At 63.6% G+C, this 18,990-nt stretch carries 18 protein-coding genes; 9 read left to right on the forward strand and 9 right to left on the reverse strand.

All coding sequences use genetic code 11. The features are described from left to right. Window positions 1-240: 240 nt before the first annotated feature. From KIH75_RS03710 to KIH75_RS03730, 5 genes are all read left to right on the forward strand, one after another. Window positions 241-951, forward strand: a complete 711-nt coding sequence (locus tag KIH75_RS03710; protein WP_219055496.1) for a hypothetical protein — start codon at window positions 241-243, stop codon at window positions 949-951. Window positions 952-1,136: 185 nt separating this feature from the next. Then, window positions 1,137-2,462: a UDP-N-acetylglucosamine 1-carboxyvinyltransferase gene (gene murA / locus KIH75_RS03715; protein WP_219055456.1), complete on the forward strand. Its 1,326-nt coding sequence runs from the start codon at window positions 1,137-1,139 to the stop codon at window positions 2,460-2,462. 142 nt (window positions 2,463-2,604) lie between these two features. Continuing rightward, a complete protein-coding gene (locus KIH75_RS03720; RefSeq protein ID WP_219055457.1) occupies window positions 2,605-3,486 on the forward strand; it encodes a lysophospholipid acyltransferase family protein in 882 nt (293 codons plus the stop codon). Window positions 3,487-3,600: 114 nt separating this feature from the next. Beyond that, window positions 3,601-4,599, forward strand: coding sequence for an NAD(P)H-dependent glycerol-3-phosphate dehydrogenase (locus KIH75_RS03725; RefSeq protein WP_219055458.1), 999 nt, complete (start codon window positions 3,601-3,603; stop codon window positions 4,597-4,599). A 16-nt stretch (window positions 4,600-4,615) separates the two neighbouring features. Continuing rightward, window positions 4,616-5,749, forward strand: coding sequence for a D-alanine--D-alanine ligase family protein (locus KIH75_RS03730; protein ID WP_219055459.1), 1,134 nt, complete (start codon window positions 4,616-4,618; stop codon window positions 5,747-5,749). A 155-nt stretch (window positions 5,750-5,904) separates the two neighbouring features. On the opposite strand, the gene KIH75_RS03735 is transcribed toward KIH75_RS03730, so the two are convergent. From KIH75_RS03735 to KIH75_RS03745, 3 genes are all read right to left on the reverse strand, one after another. Then, window positions 5,905-6,525: a TetR/AcrR family transcriptional regulator gene (locus KIH75_RS03735; RefSeq protein ID WP_219055460.1), complete on the reverse strand. Its 621-nt coding sequence runs from the start codon at window positions 6,523-6,525 to the stop codon at window positions 5,905-5,907. Between the two features lie 71 nt (window positions 6,526-6,596). After that, entirely contained in the window at window positions 6,597-7,808 is a 1,212-nt protein-coding gene (locus tag KIH75_RS03740) for a DUF2974 domain-containing protein (protein ID WP_219055461.1), read from the reverse strand. A 59-nt stretch (window positions 7,809-7,867) separates the two neighbouring features. Next, entirely contained in the window at window positions 7,868-8,908 is a 1,041-nt protein-coding gene (locus KIH75_RS03745; RefSeq protein ID WP_219055462.1) for a PfkB family carbohydrate kinase, read from the reverse strand. 264 nt (window positions 8,909-9,172) lie between these two features. Here KIH75_RS03745 and rpmB point away from each other — a divergent pair, with 264 nt between their 5' ends. The 3 genes from rpmB (at window position 9,173) to rsmD (ending at window position 12,542) form a co-directional block, all read left to right on the forward strand. Beyond that, a complete protein-coding gene (gene rpmB / locus KIH75_RS03750; RefSeq protein WP_219055463.1) occupies window positions 9,173-9,367 on the forward strand; it encodes a 50S ribosomal protein L28 in 195 nt (64 codons plus the stop codon). Window positions 9,368-9,529: 162 nt separating this feature from the next. Next, window positions 9,530-11,944: an ATP-dependent DNA helicase RecG gene (locus KIH75_RS03755; RefSeq protein WP_219055464.1), complete on the forward strand. Its 2,415-nt coding sequence runs from the start codon at window positions 9,530-9,532 to the stop codon at window positions 11,942-11,944. 10 nt (window positions 11,945-11,954) lie between these two features. Beyond that, window positions 11,955-12,542, forward strand: a complete 588-nt coding sequence (gene rsmD, locus KIH75_RS03760; protein ID WP_219055465.1) for a 16S rRNA (guanine(966)-N(2))-methyltransferase RsmD — start codon at window positions 11,955-11,957, stop codon at window positions 12,540-12,542. 65 nt (window positions 12,543-12,607) lie between these two features. On the opposite strand, the gene trmD is transcribed toward rsmD, so the two are convergent. Further along, complete coding sequence (gene trmD / locus KIH75_RS03765) at window positions 12,608-13,513, reverse strand: tRNA (guanosine(37)-N1)-methyltransferase TrmD (protein WP_219055466.1); 906 nt, start codon at window positions 13,511-13,513, stop codon at window positions 12,608-12,610. Window positions 13,514-13,600: 87 nt separating this feature from the next. Beyond that, window positions 13,601-15,079, reverse strand: coding sequence for an aspartate ammonia-lyase (locus KIH75_RS03770; RefSeq protein ID WP_219055467.1), 1,479 nt, complete (start codon window positions 15,077-15,079; stop codon window positions 13,601-13,603). A gap of 121 nt (window positions 15,080-15,200) precedes the next feature. Here KIH75_RS03770 and KIH75_RS03775 point away from each other — a divergent pair, with 121 nt between their 5' ends. After that, window positions 15,201-16,112: a LysR family transcriptional regulator gene (locus KIH75_RS03775; RefSeq protein WP_219055468.1), complete on the forward strand. Its 912-nt coding sequence runs from the start codon at window positions 15,201-15,203 to the stop codon at window positions 16,110-16,112. An 18-nt stretch (window positions 16,113-16,130) separates the two neighbouring features. Here KIH75_RS03775 and rimM read toward each other — a convergent pair whose 3' ends face one another. The 4 genes from rimM to KIH75_RS03795 form a co-directional block, all read right to left on the reverse strand. After that, entirely contained in the window at window positions 16,131-16,745 is a 615-nt protein-coding gene (gene rimM, locus KIH75_RS03780; RefSeq protein WP_219055469.1) for a ribosome maturation factor RimM, read from the reverse strand. A 51-nt stretch (window positions 16,746-16,796) separates the two neighbouring features. After that, window positions 16,797-17,030, reverse strand: a complete 234-nt coding sequence (locus tag KIH75_RS03785; protein WP_003827435.1) for an RNA-binding protein — start codon at window positions 17,028-17,030, stop codon at window positions 16,797-16,799. Window positions 17,031-17,072: 42 nt separating this feature from the next. Next, window positions 17,073-17,540, reverse strand: coding sequence for a 30S ribosomal protein S16 (rpsP, locus tag KIH75_RS03790; protein WP_033523357.1), 468 nt, complete (start codon window positions 17,538-17,540; stop codon window positions 17,073-17,075). A gap of 206 nt (window positions 17,541-17,746) precedes the next feature. Further along, window positions 17,747-18,772 carry an endonuclease/exonuclease/phosphatase family protein gene (locus KIH75_RS03795; protein ID WP_219055470.1) on the reverse strand — a complete coding sequence of 342 codons (1,026 nt, stop codon included), beginning with the start codon at window positions 18,770-18,772 and terminating at the stop codon, window positions 17,747-17,749. Between the last annotated feature and the right edge of the window lie 218 nt (window positions 18,773-18,990).

Raw genomic sequence — 18,990 nt, forward strand, 5'->3', positions numbered from 1 at the left:
TAGGATTAGCATTGCAACAAACCTTCTAACATCGTCCACGCTTTAGCATGTTTTTGCTCTCGCCATATCGTGATTTCGGCGTCAATTGTAACCGTGCCCATTGTTGTCTCGTGCATAGCGTGACCACTGCATAAGGAGTCCGCCATGGTGTTCGACGTAACCATGTTTCACGCACGGCTTCCAGCGGGAGGCAATACTATGCTGGAAGAAAACAGACGATTCAAGATCTTCGGGGGCGGCATGGCTGAAACCACGCATGACGGCAACGCGTACGCTGAAACGACCCGTTCGGGCAACGAGGCGACGGAAATCATCGGCGGCAAGGTCGAGACCGTGGAGGTATCGAAGCATCCCGACCCCACCATCCCCGAAACCGAGCTCTCCCTGGCCGACATCGAACGCAGCAAATCGCACCCCAAGCGGTGGATCGCGTACATCATCGGCGTACTCGTCGCGGTGGTCGTGCCGTACGGTGCCGGGCGCATGCTCGCCGTGGGGCACACCGCGTGGGTGATCGAGCATTTCAGCATGCTTACGCCGCAAGGCATGGCATTCGTCTCCTGGACGGCCACGCTGGCCGCGCTGACCTGCCTCGGTCTGGCGGTGGTCGACTCCGCGCATTGGCTGTGGCGCATCCTGTTCGCGCTCGCGCTCGCCGCCGAACAGTTCATCGCGGGACTCGCGTTGCTGCGCTTCGACTTCTGGTATTCCACGTATGTGGTGTACGGCTCGTCCTCGTCGATTGCCAACGCCGCGAATCTCGGCATCATCGCGGCTGGTCTCGCCGTCGCGGCGTTCATCGTGGTCTGGATCGGCCTGCTTGTGGTGATCAAGAAGGATTCCCCGCTCAACGTGCTGACCCGCAGCTGGGCTTCGTTCATCATGTTCTTCGCGTTCGAGGCGTGTGCGCTGCTGATCGTGCTGTTCGGCGGCCTGCTGGGCACCGTCTGATCGGTCGGGTCATGCGGCTTGGCGCCGCGAATCGGGAAGCGTTCGGAACTCCCGGCGGCAGGGTATGCTGTGATGTTGCGCTCAGCGCTGACGAGTTCAGCGTATTTCACGACGTACTCACATGAGATATGGCAAACTAGACAGCAGTGTTTTGGAGTCACTGCAAACGCAAGAGAGGTTGATTCGTGGCTGAGAACAAAGAAGACGTGCTGCACGTTGAAGGCGGCCGCCCGCTGAATGGCACGATTAAGGTGCGTGGCGCGAAGAATTTCGTCAGCAAGGCCATGGTGGCCGCGCTGCTTGCACCCGGTACGAGCGTCCTGAAGAACGTTCCCGAGATCCGCGACGTGTACGTGGTCTCCGACCTGCTGCGTCTGCACGGCGTTGACGTGGCGTTCGACGGCAATAACGGAACCGTCACCATCGACGCCACCAACGTCAATCTGGCCGACGTGGCCGACGTGGACACCCTGTCCGGATCGTCGCGTATTCCGATCCTGTTCTCCGGCCCGCTGCTGCACCGACTGGGCGAGGCGTTCATCCCCGCGCTCGGCGGCTGCAACATCGGCGGCAGGCCGATCGACTTCCATCTGGACACGTTGCGCAAGCTCGGCGCCGACGTGAACAAGGAGCATCGCGACGGCATCCACATCACCGCACCGCACGGTCTGCACGGCGCGAAGATCCACCTGCCGTACCCCTCCGTGGGTGCCACCGAGCAGACCCTGCTCGCGGCCGTCCTGGCCGAAGGCAAAACCGAACTTTCCGGTGCCGCCACCGAACCCGAGATCATGGATCTGGTCGCCGTCCTGCAGAAGATGGGCGCGATCATCTCCGTCGACGTCGACCGCACCTTCCGCATCGAAGGCGTCAAGGAGCTCAAGGGCTACACGCACACCTCCCTGACCGACCGCATCGAGGCCGCCAGCTGGGCTTCCGCCGCGCTGGCCACCCACGGCGACATCTTCGTCAAGGGTGCCACCCAGCCGGAGATGATGACCTTCCTCAACGTGTTCCGCAAGGTCGGCGGCGAATTCGACATCACCGATTCGGGAATCCGCTTCTGGCATCCGGGCGGCGATCTGAAGCCCGTCGCCATCGAAACCGACGTGCATCCCGGTTTCATGACCGACTGGCAGCAGCCGCTCGTGGTGGCGCTGACCCAGGCCAAGGGCCTGTCGATCGTGCACGAAACCGTGTACGAGAACCGTTTCGGTTTCACCAAGCCGCTGGTGCAGATGGGCGCGACCGTGCAGCTGTACCGTGAATGCCTCGGATCGCTGCCGTGCCGTTTCCAGCAGCGCAACTACAAGCATTCCGCGGTGATCTTCGGACCGACCCCGCTCACCGGGCGCGACATCGACGTGCCGGATCTGCGTGGCGGTTTCAGCCATCTCATCGCCGCACTGGCCGCCAAGGGCCCGTCCGACGTGCATGGCATCAGCCTGATCGATCGCGGCTACGCGGACTTCCGCGGCAAGCTCGAAGCGTTGGGCGCGGATTTCGACTGACGGATATTCTCCGGGCCCGTGCCGTTGCGGTACGGGCCCTCATCATTGTGCGGATCGATGCGCAGGCATGGCGGATCCGCGAACGAATCGACGAATCGAATCGGTCGCCCGCTAGGGCACCGTGTGGGGCACAATAGAAGGCATGGCATCCAAAGGAAAACCCTCGCCGCGTTCGGCGGTCAAACCGTTGAGCGACGAGCAGGTAGCGAAGCTCGCGCAGCATCATCATCTCGTGGAACCCTTGCACGATCTGCCCAACGAGCCGCGCACCGTCAATGAAGCGGAGATCGCCGCGCAGAATCCCAAGGTGACCAGGCGTCTGCTCACCGGATGCGACGTGGTGTTGCACAATCGCAGCAAGGTGCGCGCATGGGGATTGGAGAACATCCCCGAAACCGGTCCGTTCATCACCGCAGCCACCCATGTGACCATGTACGACGTGTTCGTGCCGATGGTTTCGCTGTTCCATCAGGGCCGCCGCCCGAGGTACATGGCCAAAGCCGAAATGGCGACATGGCCGCTGATCGGCAAATGGTTCCAGGCCGTGGGCATGCAGCCGGTCCGCCGCCGCAGCGGCCAGGCGCGGGCGATCGAGGAGACCTCCGTCGACATTCTCACCTCCGGGCGTCCGCTCACCGTATGGCCCGAAGGCACGGTGACCCGTGACCCGCAGAAGTGGCCGATGAGCATGAAGAACGGCGTGGGCATGATCGCCTTGGAGGCGTCGCGCCGTTGCGGCAAGCAGATTCCGCTGTTCTGCGCCGTGACGTGGGGCGCCGCGAGCATCAACCATCTGTGGCCGTGGCCACGCAAGAACGTGGTGATGTGCTACGACACCCGTCTCGATTATGCGGATTTGCTGGAACATCAGGATTCGTGGGGCGAATGGCCGGATGCCGAGGACGCCGACGAACTCACCCGCCGCATCCGCGTGCGCATGACTCAGATCATGGAGGAGATCCGTGGCGAGAAGGCACCGGACGGGTATTGGGATTTCCGCACGATGAAGCGGGTCACCGACTGAACTTGATTCCGTGGCCATGCGTGGCGTCGGGCCGTTACGGCCGGGCGTCGGCATCGCATGGGTTGCGGAACGACGTATCGAACCATCCACGCGCAAGGATAAGGAAGTGGACAAATGACGAATGTTACCGTGCTGGGCGCCGGAGCATGGGGCACCGCCTTCGGGCAGGTGCTCGCCGACGCGGGCAATGATGTGACCATGTGGGCCATCGAACCGGAGATCGTGGAAGGCATCCGCGACCATCATCGCAATGCCGTGCGTCTGCCGGTCGTGGACCGTCTGCCGGACAATATGACCGCGACCGGCGATCGCGCCGAAGCGGTCCGTGGCGCCGAAATCGTCGTGGTCGCCATCGCTGCGCAGTTCGCCCGCGTGGCGCTCACCGAGTTCAAGGGACTGATCCCCGAAGACGCGATCGTGGTGAGCCTGATGAAGGGCATCGAACGCGGCACCAACAAGCGTATGGATGAGGTCGTGCGCGAATCGCTCGACCTGGATGCCGCGCATTTCGCCGCCGTGTCCGGCCCGAACCTGTCGAAGGAGATCGCCGTGCGCCAGCCGGCGGCCACCGTGGTCGGATGCGCCGATCTCGCCAACGCCGAAAGAGTCGCCCGCGCCTGCACCACCGACTATTTCAAGGCGTTCGTCACCACCGATGTCATCGGCCTGGAAATGTGCGGCAGCCTGAAGAACGTGGTGGCTTTGGCCGTGGGCATGGCCCGTGGCGCCGGTTACGGCGAGAACACCGCCGCCATGATCGAAACCCGTGGTTTGGCCGAGCTCACCGCGCTGGGCGAAGCCGCCGGAGCCGATCCGAAGACCTTCGCCGGTCTCGCCGGCGTGGGCGATCTCATCGCCACCTGCGGCTCCCCGCTGAGCCGCAACTACACCTTCGGCGCCAATCTCGGCAAGGGCCTGACCCCCGATGAGGCGGCCAAGGTCAGCAACGGCGTCGCCGAAGGCGTGCCGACCACGGCCGCCGTGGTCGCGCTCGGCGAACAGTACGGCGTGCCCACGCCGCTGGCCAACGCCATGAACCGTGTACTTGAGGAAGGCATCTCCTGCGCCGACATGCTGGCGCAACTATTCGACGGTAATATCACCGCCGAGTGAAAGGACCAAGAAGAATATGGCTAAGAAACGCATCATGGTGCTGTACGGCGGTCGTGCCGACGAGCATTCCATCTCCTGCATCTCCACAGCCGGCGTGCTGAAGGCGATTGATTCCGAACGCTTCGACGTCGTTCCCGTGGGCATCACCAAGGCCGGCAAGTGGGTCGTCGACGGTGAGGATCCGCGCGGCTGGAGCCTTGAAGGCGGTGCCCTGCCGGAAGTCGTCGCCACGCCCGGTTCGCGCGCGGTCACGCTGGATGTTTCCCTCGGCCAGGATGGTTTCTTCGCGGATGATCCCGACCAGCCCGGTCATGTGGTCTCCCTTGGCCATATCGACGCGGTGTTCCCCGTACTGCACGGCGTGTACGGCGAGGACGGCACCGTGCAGGGTCTGCTGGAAATGATGAACGTGCCGTACGTCGGTTGCGGCGTGTTCGCGTCCGCGGCGTGCATGGATAAGCATTACACCAAGATCGTGCTGAATTCCGCGGGCATTCCCACCGCGCCCGGCATCATGGTCGATGCGCGTACCGCCACTGGCGAATCGGCGTACGAGGCGGCGAAGGCGGCCAAGCTCGCCTACCCGCTGTTCGTCAAGCCGTCCCGCGCGGGTTCCAGCTTCGGTGTGACCAAGGTCGATCAGGTCGAGGATGAGCAGGCGCAGATTGCGGCTTTGGGTGCCGCGGTGGCCGAGGCCGGCAAACATGACTGGAAGGTGCTGGTCGAGCAGGGCATCGACGCCAGGGAGATCGAATGCGCCGTGCTGTGCGCCGCTCCGGGCGACGAGCCCGAGGTCAGCTGGCCGGGCGAGATCGTGCTGGATCACCGCGATCAGGGCGACGACCAGTTCTACGATTTCGACTCCAAGTACATGGATTCCTCCGCATCGCATGTGGAAGTGCCCGCGAACCTGCCGGTGAGCGTGCTGGAGGATGTGCGCGACGTGGCCCGCCGCGCGTTCAAGGCGGTGGATGGCGCGGGCCTGAGCCGCGTCGACACGTTCGTCACTCCCGACGGCACGGTGATGGTGAACGAGATCAACACGATGCCGGGATTCACGCCGATCTCGATGTACCCCAAGGCCTGGGAGGCGTCCGGAATCGGCTACACCGAGCTCATCACGCGCCTGATCGAAGGCGTGCTGCGCTGAGTCGGCTGAACATACAGCGGAAACAACAGTGGAGGGTCGTCCGAATTTCGGGCGACCCTCCACTGTATATGTGCGGTGCGTGCGGTTTCTCGCGGTTTCCACGGTTCCCGAGGATCCCGCGTTTCCCGCGATCCGCGTGACTCGGGCCTACGGAATCAGTGCGCGGCTTTCCGCCCGGTCGGCAGGCAGTTCTCCAACAGCAGGGCGTAGACGCGGACGGCGAGCGCGGTGGCGTCATCATCCGCCAAGGGGCTGGTGTCGCGATTTTCGTTCATCTGCAGCCAGCGGCTCAGCATGCCCATGATGCCGCCGATGATGAAGTCGAGCATCAGATCGGTACGTGAATCCACATCCTCGGGCGCGAGTCCCAGTACAAGCAGCAGGGCTTCGCGCTCGTTGTCGTGGAAGGCCGAATACAGTACGGGGTCGGTGTGCGGGCCGACGATCATGGTCAGGCGGCTCGTGCGTTTGCGTTCCTCATCGGTGGAGATGAGTTCGCCGACGTGCCTGCGCCAATGCTGCAGGTCCGGCACGTTGCCGGCGCCGCCGCTCTGCACCAGCGGCGAGCGGTTCACTTCATCGTGGATGGCGCGGTAGGCCAGTTCGTCGAGCTTGTTGAAATGGTAGTAGAACGAGTTTCTGTTCACGTTCGCTCTGCGTACGATGTCGGTGACCGTGATGCTCCGGTAGTTGCGTTCGCTGAGCAGCTGCCAGAAGGTGTCGATCATGCGTTGGATGGCTGAAGGCGTGTCGCAATCAAGGCGAGGACGGGGCATCGTTGCTCCTTTGACAATTGTCCGTTCGATGTTTTTCGATAACTAGACATCAATACTACTAGCTGTTGGGACTATCTGGTGATATTTCGATTTCGGGCCGTGGCGGCCGCGGCCAGCATGCGCATGGCCTCCAACAGGTGTTTGCGTTCGTCCGGGGTCAGACCGACGATCGCGCCGATCATGCTCGGCAACGAGAGCGGCATCGAGGCGATGAGCCCGGAGAAGGTGGTGGCTCCGCTGGCGCGGATCACTTGGAACAGCGCGTCCACCGCATGTTCGCGTTCCTCACGGCTCAAACCGGTCATCCAACGGTTGAACGAGGAGTTGAACTCGTGGGAGCTGGGCGCGATGTCGTTCACGCGCACGAAAGCGTCGCCGTCGACCTGCCAGGCGAACGCGAAATGCTGCATCAGCCCTTCGCAGTCGGCTTTGACCACGACGCACGGTTCCGGCGTTTCCAACACCATGCCGATGATCGAGGAGTCAGGTACGATTTTCGACACCCGTTCCACCGTGGACAGGTAGCGTTCGCCGGTCACCACGTATTCGGGGAATCCGGGGCCGTCCAGCGAATACACCGCAGTGATGCGCTTGCGTACCGCCTCCGGGGCTTCCATCGCCGCGTACACGGCGGAATTGCCGCCTTTGGAATGCCCGGTCAGGATCATGCTGCCGGGCCAGAGTTTCGCCACCGCGCACACGTATTCGGCTGCCATCCGCTGGGAGGGGACCGGGTATTGGAAGGCCATGTTGAAGTCTTCCTTCCAACCCACCAGCGAATCGTCGGTGCCGCGGAACGAGAGGACGAGCGTGCCGTCGGGCAGCATGAAGGTGAGCGCCGCCGTCTGCGTCTGCTCGTCGGCGTCGAAGCGTTCCGCGAACGCGCCCACATGCAGGCCGGAGAATCGGGGATTGCCGGCCACGGTGCGCACGAATGAATGGGTGATCGCGGGGTCGGTGAAGTTGACGGCATGCACTTGATGTTGGCAGGCGACGTCGGCCCCGCCGTGCAGCACCTCATCCATCTGCTTGAGGGTGACGGGTGAGAACGGTGCATGGAACAGCGTTTTCGCGCTTTGGAGCGGATGATGCCGGTCCGGTTTGAAATTGCGCATCCTGGCGAAGAACGTGCCGTAGGCGTTGCGCTCGTCGTCCAGATCGGGGACGAGCGTGGGAATATCCTCATACGCCAGTTGCGCCAGGATCAGAGCGTCCACCTCGTTGAACGGGAGTTCCTCGAACGAACGCTGCTCCTCGCGCGCGTAATCGATGATATTGCCCACGATCGCTCCCTTCAGCTTGCGTACACCGTTATTCTACGGTCGCTTGGCCGAACCGGGTGTCATTGCGCTTCCAGCAGCGCCATCGCCTCCTGGTAGCTGGGGCATACCGGCACACCGTAATCGCTGTTCTTGATGGCGAGCGACGCGGCCGCGTTGGCGATGCGCACCGCATCGGTGAGCGACCAGCCTTTGGCCAGCATGGCGCACATCACGCCCGTATGGCACGACCCGGCGGAACGCGTATGCACCGCCTTGGTGGGGAATCCTTCGATATGCTCCACCTGGCCGCCCGGCTGACGCACCCAGGCGCCCCTCGACCCGGCGCGGACCACCAGCGGCGCGCGCAGCGCGTTGCCGAGCTCCTCGCACAGCAGTTTCATCGTCTTGTCGAATCCGCCGCCCACCGTCATCGTGGAGCTTTCGTCGATATGCACGCCCAGCCTGTCGGCGAGGGTGCCGGCCTCCTGCCTGTTGCATGACCAGATCGGGCGGGCGAGCACCAGATCCTCGATCATCTTGTCGCTCACCTGATTGAGCGCGTTGGTGGAGTTGAGCACCAGCGTCCAGTCGCGTTTGCGTGGATCGTTGCCCGCGCGGCGGATGAACGCGTCGAGGCCCGCAGCCGTCTGGTTCATGAGGGTGTTGCCGCCGATATGCACCACGGCGCCGTGGGGAGGGTTGATCGCGTCGAAGGTGTGCTCGTCGCCGCTCGCCTCCGCGCCGTAATGCGCGATGTAGGTTTTCCGCTCGTCCTCGTCCTGGAACACCAGTCGGAATCCGGAATCCTCGTCGTCGATGTTCATGCCGATATGGTCGATGCCGTTGCGGCGCAGAAGCATCCTGATCGCCGTCGCCCAAACGCCGTCGCCGATCACGCCGGCATGCTGCGCTTTGACGCCCATGCGGCTGGCCGCGTCGAGGATGCGGTAGCTGCCGCCCGGTGTGGGCTTGGTGTGGCTGGTCATCGCGAAATCGCCGGCCTGTGGCATTTCGTCCACGTCCAGCATGACGTCCATCCATACCTGTCCCAACGAGATCACCGTGGGTTTATCGGCTGCGCTGCCGCCATTGCGTCGGGGAATGATCGTGCCGAGTCGCATACTATCCTCCTTGATGACATGTCGAAGAATAATCGGATTATCCCAAGTTATTGTTCAGGATTCTAAGTCCGTAAACTGGAAGCTTGATGGGAGCTTGCGCTGTGAACGAACATGTGCGGTGATGTCCCGAGTCCATGTCCTTCCGGCCATTTGCCAATTGTCTGGGGTGGTTGTATAGTTGAGAAGTTGTGTGTTCAGCCGCTCGGTAACGTGCGGTCTGGATTACGCAGACTTGCAAGTCAATGTAAACGTAGGGAGACCATCATGGCAGCTCGTTGTGCAGTGTGTGGCAGGGGTCCGCAGGTCGGATACACCGTGTCCCATTCGCATATCCGCAACAAGCGCACCTTCCGCCCGAACCTCCAGCCGGTGCACACCACCGTTGACGGCGAAAACGTTCGCGTCCGCGTGTGCGTCAAGTGCCTCAAGGCCGGCAAGGTTCAGCGCGTGGTCGCGTGAGTGCGAGATACATCGCGTTGAAACCCCGTTCGAGTTCCGACTCGGCGGGGTTTTGCTGTATTTGCGCGCATAAGTGAGATCCGGGGCGCTTGGGCAAGGCCGTGCCGAGCGCCGGGGGACGGTGGCGCGGAAGCCAGTATGGGTATGGATAGTATGGGACGTATGAGTATTTCGTTGGACACCCCCATTGGTTCGCTACTGAGCAATACGCGCAGGGTATCCACGCTCAAATCGTTCGGCATCGTCAGCGTCGGCGATGCGCTGACCTATTATCCGTTCCGCGTGGGCGACCCGGTGCCGCCGCGAGCCATCAGGGAGGCGCGTCCGGCCACGGCCATGGCGTTCGCCGCCGTCGTGACGCAAAGCCGCGTGATTCCGATGAACGCGCGACGGGGGTACCGTCTCGAAGCGGTCGTCGAGGATTCCGCCTTCGCCGCCACCCGGGGAATGCCGGCGGGCATGGCCAGGCTCGTGTTCTTCTCGAACCGCAGAGGGTACGTCGATTGGATGGCCATGCGGCTCGCCGTGGGCACGCAGGTGATCGTCAGCGGCATGCCCAGCGAATACATGGGGCAGCTGCAATTCACACATCCCGACATCGTCACCGTCGCGCCCGCCGAAATCCGGTCTTTCGACGTACAGCCGGTCGCGGCTGAGCCGACCCAGACGCACACCCGGCATTACGACGTGGCTTCGGTGAAGGAAGGGTTGGATCATGTCTGCCGCCCACGCCCCGTCTACCACGCGTCGGCGAGACTGTCGAGCGATCGCATCCACGAAACCATCGTCGGATTGCTGAACATGCTGGGCGGCCGGGAAACGGTCGACCTGGCCTCGGCGGGAACCCCGCTGCAAGGCTTCGAAGCCGAAGACGAGCAGCGCTTCGCCGCAGCCCTGGGCGAAGCCATCCCCGACATCCTCCCGGAACACATCCGCGCGGAACGCGGCCTCATGCATCGCGCCGAAGCCTTCCGAGCCATCCACGACCCCATATCCGTCGAAGCCTTCCACAAAGGCATCGGCACATTGCGCTACGAGGAGGCGTTCATCTGCCAGACGGCGCTGCTGCAGGCCCGCAACGCCAGCGGCACCACACCGGCGCACGTCTGCGCCGGCAACGGAGGCGACGATCAGGGTGAAGGACTGGTGGACCGGTTCATCGCCTCACTGCCCTTCCAACTCACCGAAGGCCAACGGGAAGTCATCGGCAGCATCCGCAGCGACATGGCCAGGAACCACCCCATGCAGCGCCTTCTGCAAGGCGAGGTCGGCTCCGGCAAAACCGTGGTGGCACTCGCCGCCATGCTGCAAGCCGTCGAAGCCGGGTATCAGGCCGTGTTGGTCGCGCCCACGCTCGTCCTCGCCGAACAGCACGCCGAAACCATCCGAACGCTGACCCAAGGTCTGGAATCGCCGCCGATACCCGTCACGCTGATCACCGGCGGCATGAAACTGGCCGCCCGTCGCAAGGCACACGCCATGGCCGCCAGCGGCGAGCCCGGCATCATCGTCGCCACGCACGCGGCGTTCTCCTCGACGTTCCAAGCCTCCAACCTCGCGCTGGTGGTCATCGACGAACAGCACCGTTTCGGCGTGGAACAGCGCGAAAGCCTGCAAACCAAGCCGGCCGACGGCAGTACGCCGCACATGCTCATCATGACCGCCACGCCCATTCCGCGCACCGCCGCCATGACCTGGTTCGGCGACCTCGACATCTCCTGGCTCACCGAACTGCCGGGCGGGCGCAAGCCGATCCGCACCTTCGTCATCAACGAGGAGGATGGGCGCACCATGGCGAGCATGTTCACGCATATCCGTTCGCATATCGACGCGGGCGAACGCGCCTACATCGTGTGCGCGCGCATTGACGACACGTCCGACGGCAAAAAAGGCGGCAAAACCGACGACGATATGGCGCTCGACCCGTATGCGATCGATGACGGCGAGGAGGCGCAGGCGCGCCCGCCGCTGCATACGGTTGCGGAAATCGCGGAACGATTGCAGAAACTGCCGCAATTCCAAGGTATCAAGTTCGCCACGCTCACCGGCCGCGACAAGGATGAGGTCAAAACGCAGGTCATGGCCGATTTCGCGTCCGGCAAGACGCCGGTCCTCGTCTCCACCACCGTGATCGAAGTCGGCGTGGACGTCAAACAGGCGAGCTGCATCGTGATCTTCGACGCGGACCGGTACGGGCTGAGCCAGCTGCATCAGCTTCGCGGCCGTGTCGGGCGAGGCGGCACCAACAGCTGGGCGTTCCTCATCTCCCGCGCCGAAGCGGGATCGCCCGCCGAAGCGCGACTGCAGGTCATCCATGATTCGCTCGACGGTGCGCAGATCGCACAGGCCGACCTGGAATTCCGCGGAGCCGGCGACGTGCTCGGCGACACGCAGTCCGGTATGCGTTCAAGCCTGAAGCTGTTGCGCGTGGTGCAGGACGCCGATCTGATCGTCGACGCGCGTTCCCGCGCCGAACGACTGCTGGCCGAGGATCCGCAGTTGGAAGGCAGCAAACAGCTCGCCGGCGCCGTACTCGATTTCACGCGCGGCAACGAGGCCTTCCTGACTAGCAACTAGGCTAAGGCGTATGCGCGTAATTTCAGGACGATTCAAAGGCGTGGCGTTGGCGACGCCGAAGCAGGGGACCAGACCCACCACCGACCGCACGAAGGAAGCGATCTTCTCGCACCTGGACTCGTGGGGTGTGTTGGACGATGCGAGGGTGCTCGACCTGTTCGCGGGCACCGGCGCGTTGGGTATCGAGGCGTTGAGCCGTGGCGCCCGCGAACTGGTGGCCGTGGAGGCTTCAAAACCCGCGGCGGCACTGGTCGCCGGAACCCTGAAACAGTTGAAACGCAACCGGTCATGGTCGGCCGACCTGCGCGCCCGGGTGCTGGTGCGCAAAGCCGAGGCGCTCGCCGCCGCAACCGCCGACGCGCCGTACGACGTGGTGTTCATCGATCCGCCGTACGCGTTCGAAACCGAGGCATGCAACCAGCTGCTGGCCGATCTGGTCGCCAACGGATGGGTGGATGCGCATGGCGTGATCATGCTTGAACGTTCCGCCCGGTCCGACGAACCGACGGCACCCGAAGGCTGGGAGATCACCCAGTCGCGTTCCTATGGCGAAACCGCCGTGTTCTACATCGAATCGGCGCAGGAGAGCACGGAATAGACGATGGGGAAGCGGCGGTTTCCGGCTGTTGTCGGGGTTTGACCCGGTTCTGAGACAGGCAAGGCTTAGCGTTTGCGCGGGTGCTCGGCGCTGACCTCCCAGCCGAGCGCCATAAGGGTTTTGCGGTCGGCCTTGTCGAGCTTCCGGCAATCCAGGGCTTCGATCAGATCGGGGCGGATCTCGTTCGTCCGGGTCAGCGCCTCGTCGCGGCGGAACCGGTCCACCTTGCCGTGATCGCCGGAGAGCAGCACGTCGGGTACGCGAATGCCGCGCCATTCCGCCGGTTTCGTGTACTGGCGGTGTTCCAGCAGGGCGTTGTCGCCGGTATACGATTCCTCCACGATCGACTCGGCATTACCCATGAATCCCGGAATCAGGCGCGTGATCGCCTCAAGCATCACCGACGTGGCGACCTCGCCGCCGTTGAGCACATAGTCGCCGATGGAATATTCGCGCACATCCACCCCGCGCATGCGGTAGTAGTCGGGAATACGCGCGTCGTACCCCTCGTAACGCCCGCAGCCGAACAGCAGATGGTCGGCGCGGCTGAGCTCGGTGGCGTCACGCTGGGTGAACAGGGGAGCGGAAGGGTTCGGGAAGATCAGGACCGGCCGTTTCGCGGTCGTGTCCGCGGTTTCCATAGCATCGGTCGATTCGGTCGGTTCGGTTGCGTCGGCAGGTTCAGGCGCTTCGGCTGTATCGGATTCGTCGGAATCATCGACCGGAACCGGCTCCCGCAGATCCGGCCCCAGCAGTTCATCAAGGCATTCCGCCCACACCACGGGCTTCATCACCATGCCCGCGCCGCCGCCCACCGGCGTATCGTCCACGGAATGATGCACGTCATGCGTCCAGTCGCGGAGGTTATGCGTGTTCACCTCGATGAGGCCTTTGGTCTGCGCCTTACCGAACAGACTCAGGTTCAGCACGTCGAAATACTCGGGGAACACGGAAACGATGTCGATTCTCATAGTTTCCCAGAGTAACCGGAGTGCAGGAATACGTGGGGCGGCGGCCGGTCCGCAGCCGCCACCCCACGTGTGGTTCGGTTATGCGCGTCAGTACACGCGGGTCAGGTCGCGCGGGTCGAGGATCGAATCGAGGATCTCCGGGCGGATGCTGCCGTCGCGATCGGCCGCGGCACGCACCGTAATGCCCTTCTCCAACGCATCCTTGGCGATCTTCACGGCCTTCTCATAGCCCACGTAATCGACCAGCGACGTGGCCAGCGAGGACGAGCGCATCGCTTCCTCCATGCCGACCTCCTTGTTCACCTTGATGCCGTTCACGCAACGTTCGCGCAGCGTATCCATCGCGCGGGCCAGCATATGCATGCCGTCGAGCATCGCGTGCAGCATCACCGGCTCGAACGCGTTGAGCTGCAACTGTCCGGCCTCCGCCGCGTAGGAAACGGTGGTATCCATGCCCATCACCATGAACACCGTCTGGTTCACGCATTCCGGGATCACCGGGTTCACCTTGCCCGGCATGATCGAGGATCCGGCCTGACGTGCCGGCAGCTGGATTTCGGACAGGCCGGCGCGCGGACCGCTGGCCAGCAGGCGCAGATCGTTGGCGATCTTGCCCAAGTGCAGCGCCGTGCGCTTGATCACGCCCGACAGGGTGACGAAATCGCTTACGTCGCTGGTCGCGCCGACCGGATCGGAGGCCGGGCGGATCGGCAGACCCGTGAGTTTGGCGAGATGCTTGGCCGCGAGATTGCGGAAGCGCACGTCGGCGCAGATGCCCGTGCCGATGGCGGTGCCGCCGAGGTTCACGACGCTCAGCGGTTCATGCTGGCTTTCGAGCAGCGCGGCGTCGGAGCCGAGCTGCGTGGCGAACGCGCCGAACTCCTGGCCGAAGGTCATGGGCACGGCGTCCTGCAGCTGCGTGCGGCCGATCGTGACCACCGTCATCGTGCGCTGCGCCAGCGAGGAGAACGAGGCGCTGAGCTTGCGGGTGCTGTCGATCAGGGTGCGCGAGGCGTCGATGAGCGCGAGGCGGGCGGCGGCGGGGTAGGAGTCGTTGGTCGACTGCGACTTGTTCACCGTGTCGTTCGGGTGGATGATCTCGTATTCGCCGCGCGGGTAGTGGCCGAGTTCCAGGGCGCGGTTCGCGATGACCTCGTTGACGTTCATGTTGGTCGAGGTGCCGGCGCCGCCCTGCAGCACGTCGATGGGGAACTGGTCGTCGAGTTTGCCCGCGATCACGTCGGCGCAGGCGCGGTCGACGAGTTCGGCCTGGTAGGCGTCGATGCCGCCAAGCTCGCGGTTGGCGCGTGCGCAGGCGCGCTTCACATTGCCGTAGGCGTGGATGATTTCGGGATGGTCGCTGACGGTGATGCCGGAGACGGGGAAGTTGCTGATGGCGCGGAGGGTGTGGATGCCCCAGTAGGCGTTGGCGGGAACCGCCATGGAACCGATGCAGTCGTGTTCGATTCGGGTGGGCTGCGATTCGAGGCTCGAAGCGTCCGCGGATTCGACGGCGGTCGCGGTGCGTGCTGCGGTTCGTGTTGCGGTGTGCTGTGCCAATGCCATGATGGTGTCCTCTCGTGCTTGTGGCGTCGCTTGGACGATTGCTGAAAACACGGCTCACCTTAAGCGCAAGTTATGTATCGTACAAGAGGTGGATATCCTTCGTATCCCATAGGATTAACCTATGACTATTACCCAGATACGAGCGTTCTACCTTGCCGCGACGCTGGGATCCTTCACCGCAGCCGCGGAATACATGGGTCTTACGCAGCCGACGGTCTCCGAACTGGTGCGCAAGGTGGAGGACCAATACGGCATGGCGTTGTTCGTACGCCGAGGGCGAAGATTGGTGCTCACCACCGCCGGCCAGGCGCTCATGCCGTGGGCGAAGCGCCTGCTCGACGCCGAACTGGGGGCGGACAGCGCGTTGACCGCGTTGAGCACCGGCGAAGGCGGCACGGTGTCGTTCGGCATCCTGAAGAACGCCAACTACTATCATCTTTCCGAACTGGCCGCGGTGTTCCGCGAAGCGCATCCGAACGTGCGCATCCGGCTGCTGGGCCAGAACTCCTTCGAAGTGGCCGACGCCGTGCGCAACGGCGTGCTTGAGGCCGGGCTGCTCTGCCTGCCGGTGCCGACCGAGGGCCTGCACATCCAGCCGCTGATGCGCCACGAGATCCTGTGGGCCAGCAGCAAGCCCGAACGTTGCGTGCAGCCGATGAGCCCGATCGACATGCCCAAGGAACCGTTGATCCTCTATGATGCCCGCCACGGCGAGGAGGATCCGACGCGACTGCAGCTCACCCAGCAGGCGCAGCGTTTCGGTGTGACGCTGGAACCCGACATCGAAGTCGAATCGGTGGATGCGGCGATGTCGCTCGTCTCGCGTGGACTGGGTGATTCGATCGTGCCGCAGGCCGTGGCGCAATCGGCGCATTTCCCGTCGAACATCCACGTCACGACCCTGCAGTACCCGATCTACGACACTTTCGCGCTGGTCCGGCGCGAGAATTGGGAGCTTTCGCCCATCGCCGCGCATCTCGCCGATCTCGCGGTCAATATGCTGCTGAACAAGGTGACCGGCGAAGCCGCCTGATACGGGCTTCGCCGTGCGTCACAGGCCGGGGATCAGACCGCCCGGAGGGTCGAGCGTCAGATAGCCCTCCTCCAGGTCGATCTGCGGCACCAGTTCGTCCACGAACGGCACCAGCGCGGTCTTCTCCACGATCGGCGTGCCGTCGGACGCGGTACCGGTTTCGACCGGTTCCGCCAAACGGATCTTCAACAGCGACTGGGCGGGGGAGTCGATCACATCGACCACCTTGCCGATCGTCTTGCCGGCGGGCGCGCCGATTTCGTTGTCTTCCTCCATACGCGCCTCAAGGCCGATGAGATCCTTCGGATACCATTCGTCGGCTTCGAGCATCTCCTCCGGATCGTCGGCCTCGCCGTACAGCTGGAGGCCGTTCAACGCTTCGGAAGCGTCACGGTCGTCGCAGCCTTCAAGCTTGATGATCCATCGGTTCTTGAACGTACGGGAACGTTCCACCACATACCGCTGTTCGCCGTCCTGCGAGAACAGTTCCGAACCGGGCTCGAAACGCCATTCCGGTTCGTCGGTGAATACCTGTACGGTGACCTCGCCCTTCATACCTTGGGCGCGGCCGATACGACAAACCCTCAGCAGCTCACGCTGCTGAGGGTTCTCATGCATGTTCTGATCTGCCATGTTGTGCAGTCTACCCCATCGGTACGGATGAGGCGCCGATCCGACGTGGAATCAGCGGCGCACGTCCATGATGTCGACGCGGACCTTGTGGTCGCTCAACGCCTGCACCACCGTGCGAATCGCATTGGCGGTACGGCCGGAACGACCGATCACACGGCCGATGTCCTCGGGGTTCACGCGTACGCGAAGCATTTCGCCGCGCGCGTTCTCGCGGGACTTCACCGACACATCATCGGGAAAATCGACGATGTTCTTAATAAGGTGCTCCACAGCCTGTTCAAGCATGATCAGTCAGCCTTTCTCGTTTGCTTTGCGCTAGGGCTCAGCTCACTCGGCGTCAGCCGGGGCTTCTTCAGCGGCTTCCTCAGCCGGAGCTTCAGCTTCGGCGGCAGCGGCGGCTTCGGCCTCAGCCTTGGCCTTGGCCTCGGCTTCGGACTTGGCGGCCTTGAGCTTCTGGGCTTCGGCTTCCACGGCCTCGACGCGAGCGGCGGCATCCGGGCCGGCCACAGCGGTCTTCAGGGTGCCTTCGGCGCCGTCGATGCCCTTGAACTTCTGCCAATCGCCGGTGATCTGGAGGAGCTTCTTCACCTGCTCGGTCGGCTGGGCGCCGACGCCAAGCCAGTACTGAGCACGCTCGGAATCGATCACGATGGTGGAAGGCTGGGTGTTCGGGTTGTAGGTACCGATCTCTTCGATGGCACGGCCGTCACGCTTCTGGCGGGAATCCATGATCACCACGCGGTAGAACGCGTAGAACTTCTTACCCATGCGCTTCAGACGAATCTTGGTTGCCAAAATGGCTCTCCTTATATGTAGGGGTGTGCGTTTCGTTTTCTGTGTGGGGCACGGAATCCGAAACCCACTCGTTCCTCACGGCACGGGGTGTAGAGGGCGCCACGCGCACGTGAATAACTGGCCTATTATAGCGCGTGGGGGCGGACGTGGGCGCGGGTGCCCGGTGGCGTCGCGATGACGCGGCGATGGCGCGACGATGGCGCGGTTCAGCTGAGCGTGAGCGTGGCGGTGAGCGCGTAATGGTCGGTGCCGGAAACGATGAAGGATTCCACGCCGCTTGGGCGCAGGCCCGGGGTGAACAGGATGTGGTCGAGTTCGATGTGCGGCCATACCAGCCAGCTGGGGAACGTGATGGTGAACCGGGTCGCCTGGGTGCGGCTCGCGTCGCGGAAACCGGAGGCGAGCAGGGCGCGGAAGCTGGGGTGTTCGATGGAGGAGTTGAGATCGCCCATCACCACGGCGATGCCTTGCGGGTCGTCCGCGACGAGTTTCGCTACCGATCCCAGGGCCCGGATGCCTTGGGACCATTCCGGGCACCCGCGCATCGGCGACTTCGGGTGCGCCGACGCGAACGTGACATGGTGCGGTTCGCCAGCTCCCGTGCCGCCGGGTTCGGGCAGCAGGTCGAGCGTCATCGACGGCACGTCCGCCGCGGGAATCTCGATTGCGCTGGCGGTGGAACGGTTTGGCGCGAACCGTGAGAACAGCATGTTGAAGCCGCCGTTGTCGGTGGGTTTGTCGTCGCCGGACTGATGGTAGGGGAGGACGTCGTCGATGCCCGCTTCACGCAGGCGGGAGACGAGCCCCGCGGTGGTTTCCTGGGTGGCGAGCACGTCGATATGCCGTTCGCGCACCTCGCGCACGATGGCTTCCGCGTCGGCGCGGCCGAATCGGCAGTTCACCGTCATGACGCGCAGCGTTCCGGCTGCGGCGGTTTGGTCATCATCAACCGACGAAGATGTTTCACGGGATGTTCCACGCTTGCGCTTCGGTAGCCAGTACGGCCACAGACGCGCCACCGACATCAGGGCGGCCAGCAGGAACGCGCACGTCATCCCCCACGCCCCGCAGTATGCGGACACCGCCGCCAACACCAGCGACGGCACCCACAGCAGCGGAACCAGCGCGATGAGATACGGCATCGGCAAATGGGCCTCGACCCCGGCGGGCAGGCAGCTGAGCAGCAGCCAGCACCACAGCAGTACGGCCAGCACCGCAAGCACGATCGTCATACAACCCCCAGTCGGTTGGAATGCGCGGACGGTTCTCGCCGCACGCCTTTGGGTATTCTAGCGGCTCGCTTGTGTGGTATCTGTGTTCTCGGCCCGAAGGGGAACGATATGGGTGATTTCGGCGTACGGGCGACCCGTCTGGAATGCATGGAATGTCTGGGAAGCCTGGAATGCCGTAAGCCCGGAATGCGGGGTATGCAAAAGCCGGATGGAGAGCG

The organism is Bifidobacterium pongonis (assembly GCF_019331805.1).
Taxonomy (GTDB): domain Bacteria; phylum Actinomycetota; class Actinomycetes; order Actinomycetales; family Bifidobacteriaceae; genus Bifidobacterium; species Bifidobacterium pongonis.

Coding starts and splice junctions, on each gene's coding strand:
- KIH75_RS03730 (WP_219055459.1), top strand. CDS start 4,616: ATGGCTAAGAAACGCATCATGGTGCTGTACGGCGGTCGTGCCGACGAG.
- KIH75_RS03745 (WP_219055462.1), bottom strand. CDS start 8,908: ATGCGACTCGGCACGATCATTCCCCGACGCAATGGCGGCAGCGCAGCC.
- rpmB (WP_219055463.1), top strand. CDS start 9,173: ATGGCAGCTCGTTGTGCAGTGTGTGGCAGGGGTCCGCAGGTCGGATAC.
- KIH75_RS03725 (WP_219055458.1), top strand. CDS start 3,601: ATGACGAATGTTACCGTGCTGGGCGCCGGAGCATGGGGCACCGCCTTC.
- rsmD (WP_219055465.1), top strand. CDS start 11,955: ATGCGCGTAATTTCAGGACGATTCAAAGGCGTGGCGTTGGCGACGCCG.
- KIH75_RS03720 (WP_219055457.1), top strand. CDS start 2,605: ATGGCATCCAAAGGAAAACCCTCGCCGCGTTCGGCGGTCAAACCGTTG.
- KIH75_RS03755 (WP_219055464.1), top strand. CDS start 9,530: ATGAGTATTTCGTTGGACACCCCCATTGGTTCGCTACTGAGCAATACG.
- KIH75_RS03785 (WP_003827435.1), bottom strand. CDS start 17,030: ATGCTTGAACAGGCTGTGGAGCACCTTATTAAGAACATCGTCGATTTT.
- KIH75_RS03770 (WP_219055467.1), bottom strand. CDS start 15,079: ATGGCATTGGCACAGCACACCGCAACACGAACCGCAGCACGCACCGCG.
- KIH75_RS03735 (WP_219055460.1), bottom strand. CDS start 6,525: ATGCCCCGTCCTCGCCTTGATTGCGACACGCCTTCAGCCATCCAACGC.
- KIH75_RS03795 (WP_219055470.1), bottom strand. CDS start 18,772: ATGACGATCGTGCTTGCGGTGCTGGCCGTACTGCTGTGGTGCTGGCTG.
- rimM (WP_219055469.1), bottom strand. CDS start 16,745: ATGGCAGATCAGAACATGCATGAGAACCCTCAGCAGCGTGAGCTGCTG.
- trmD (WP_219055466.1), bottom strand. CDS start 13,513: ATGAGAATCGACATCGTTTCCGTGTTCCCCGAGTATTTCGACGTGCTG.
- KIH75_RS03775 (WP_219055468.1), top strand. CDS start 15,201: ATGACTATTACCCAGATACGAGCGTTCTACCTTGCCGCGACGCTGGGA.
- KIH75_RS03710 (WP_219055496.1), top strand. CDS start 241: ATGGCTGAAACCACGCATGACGGCAACGCGTACGCTGAAACGACCCGT.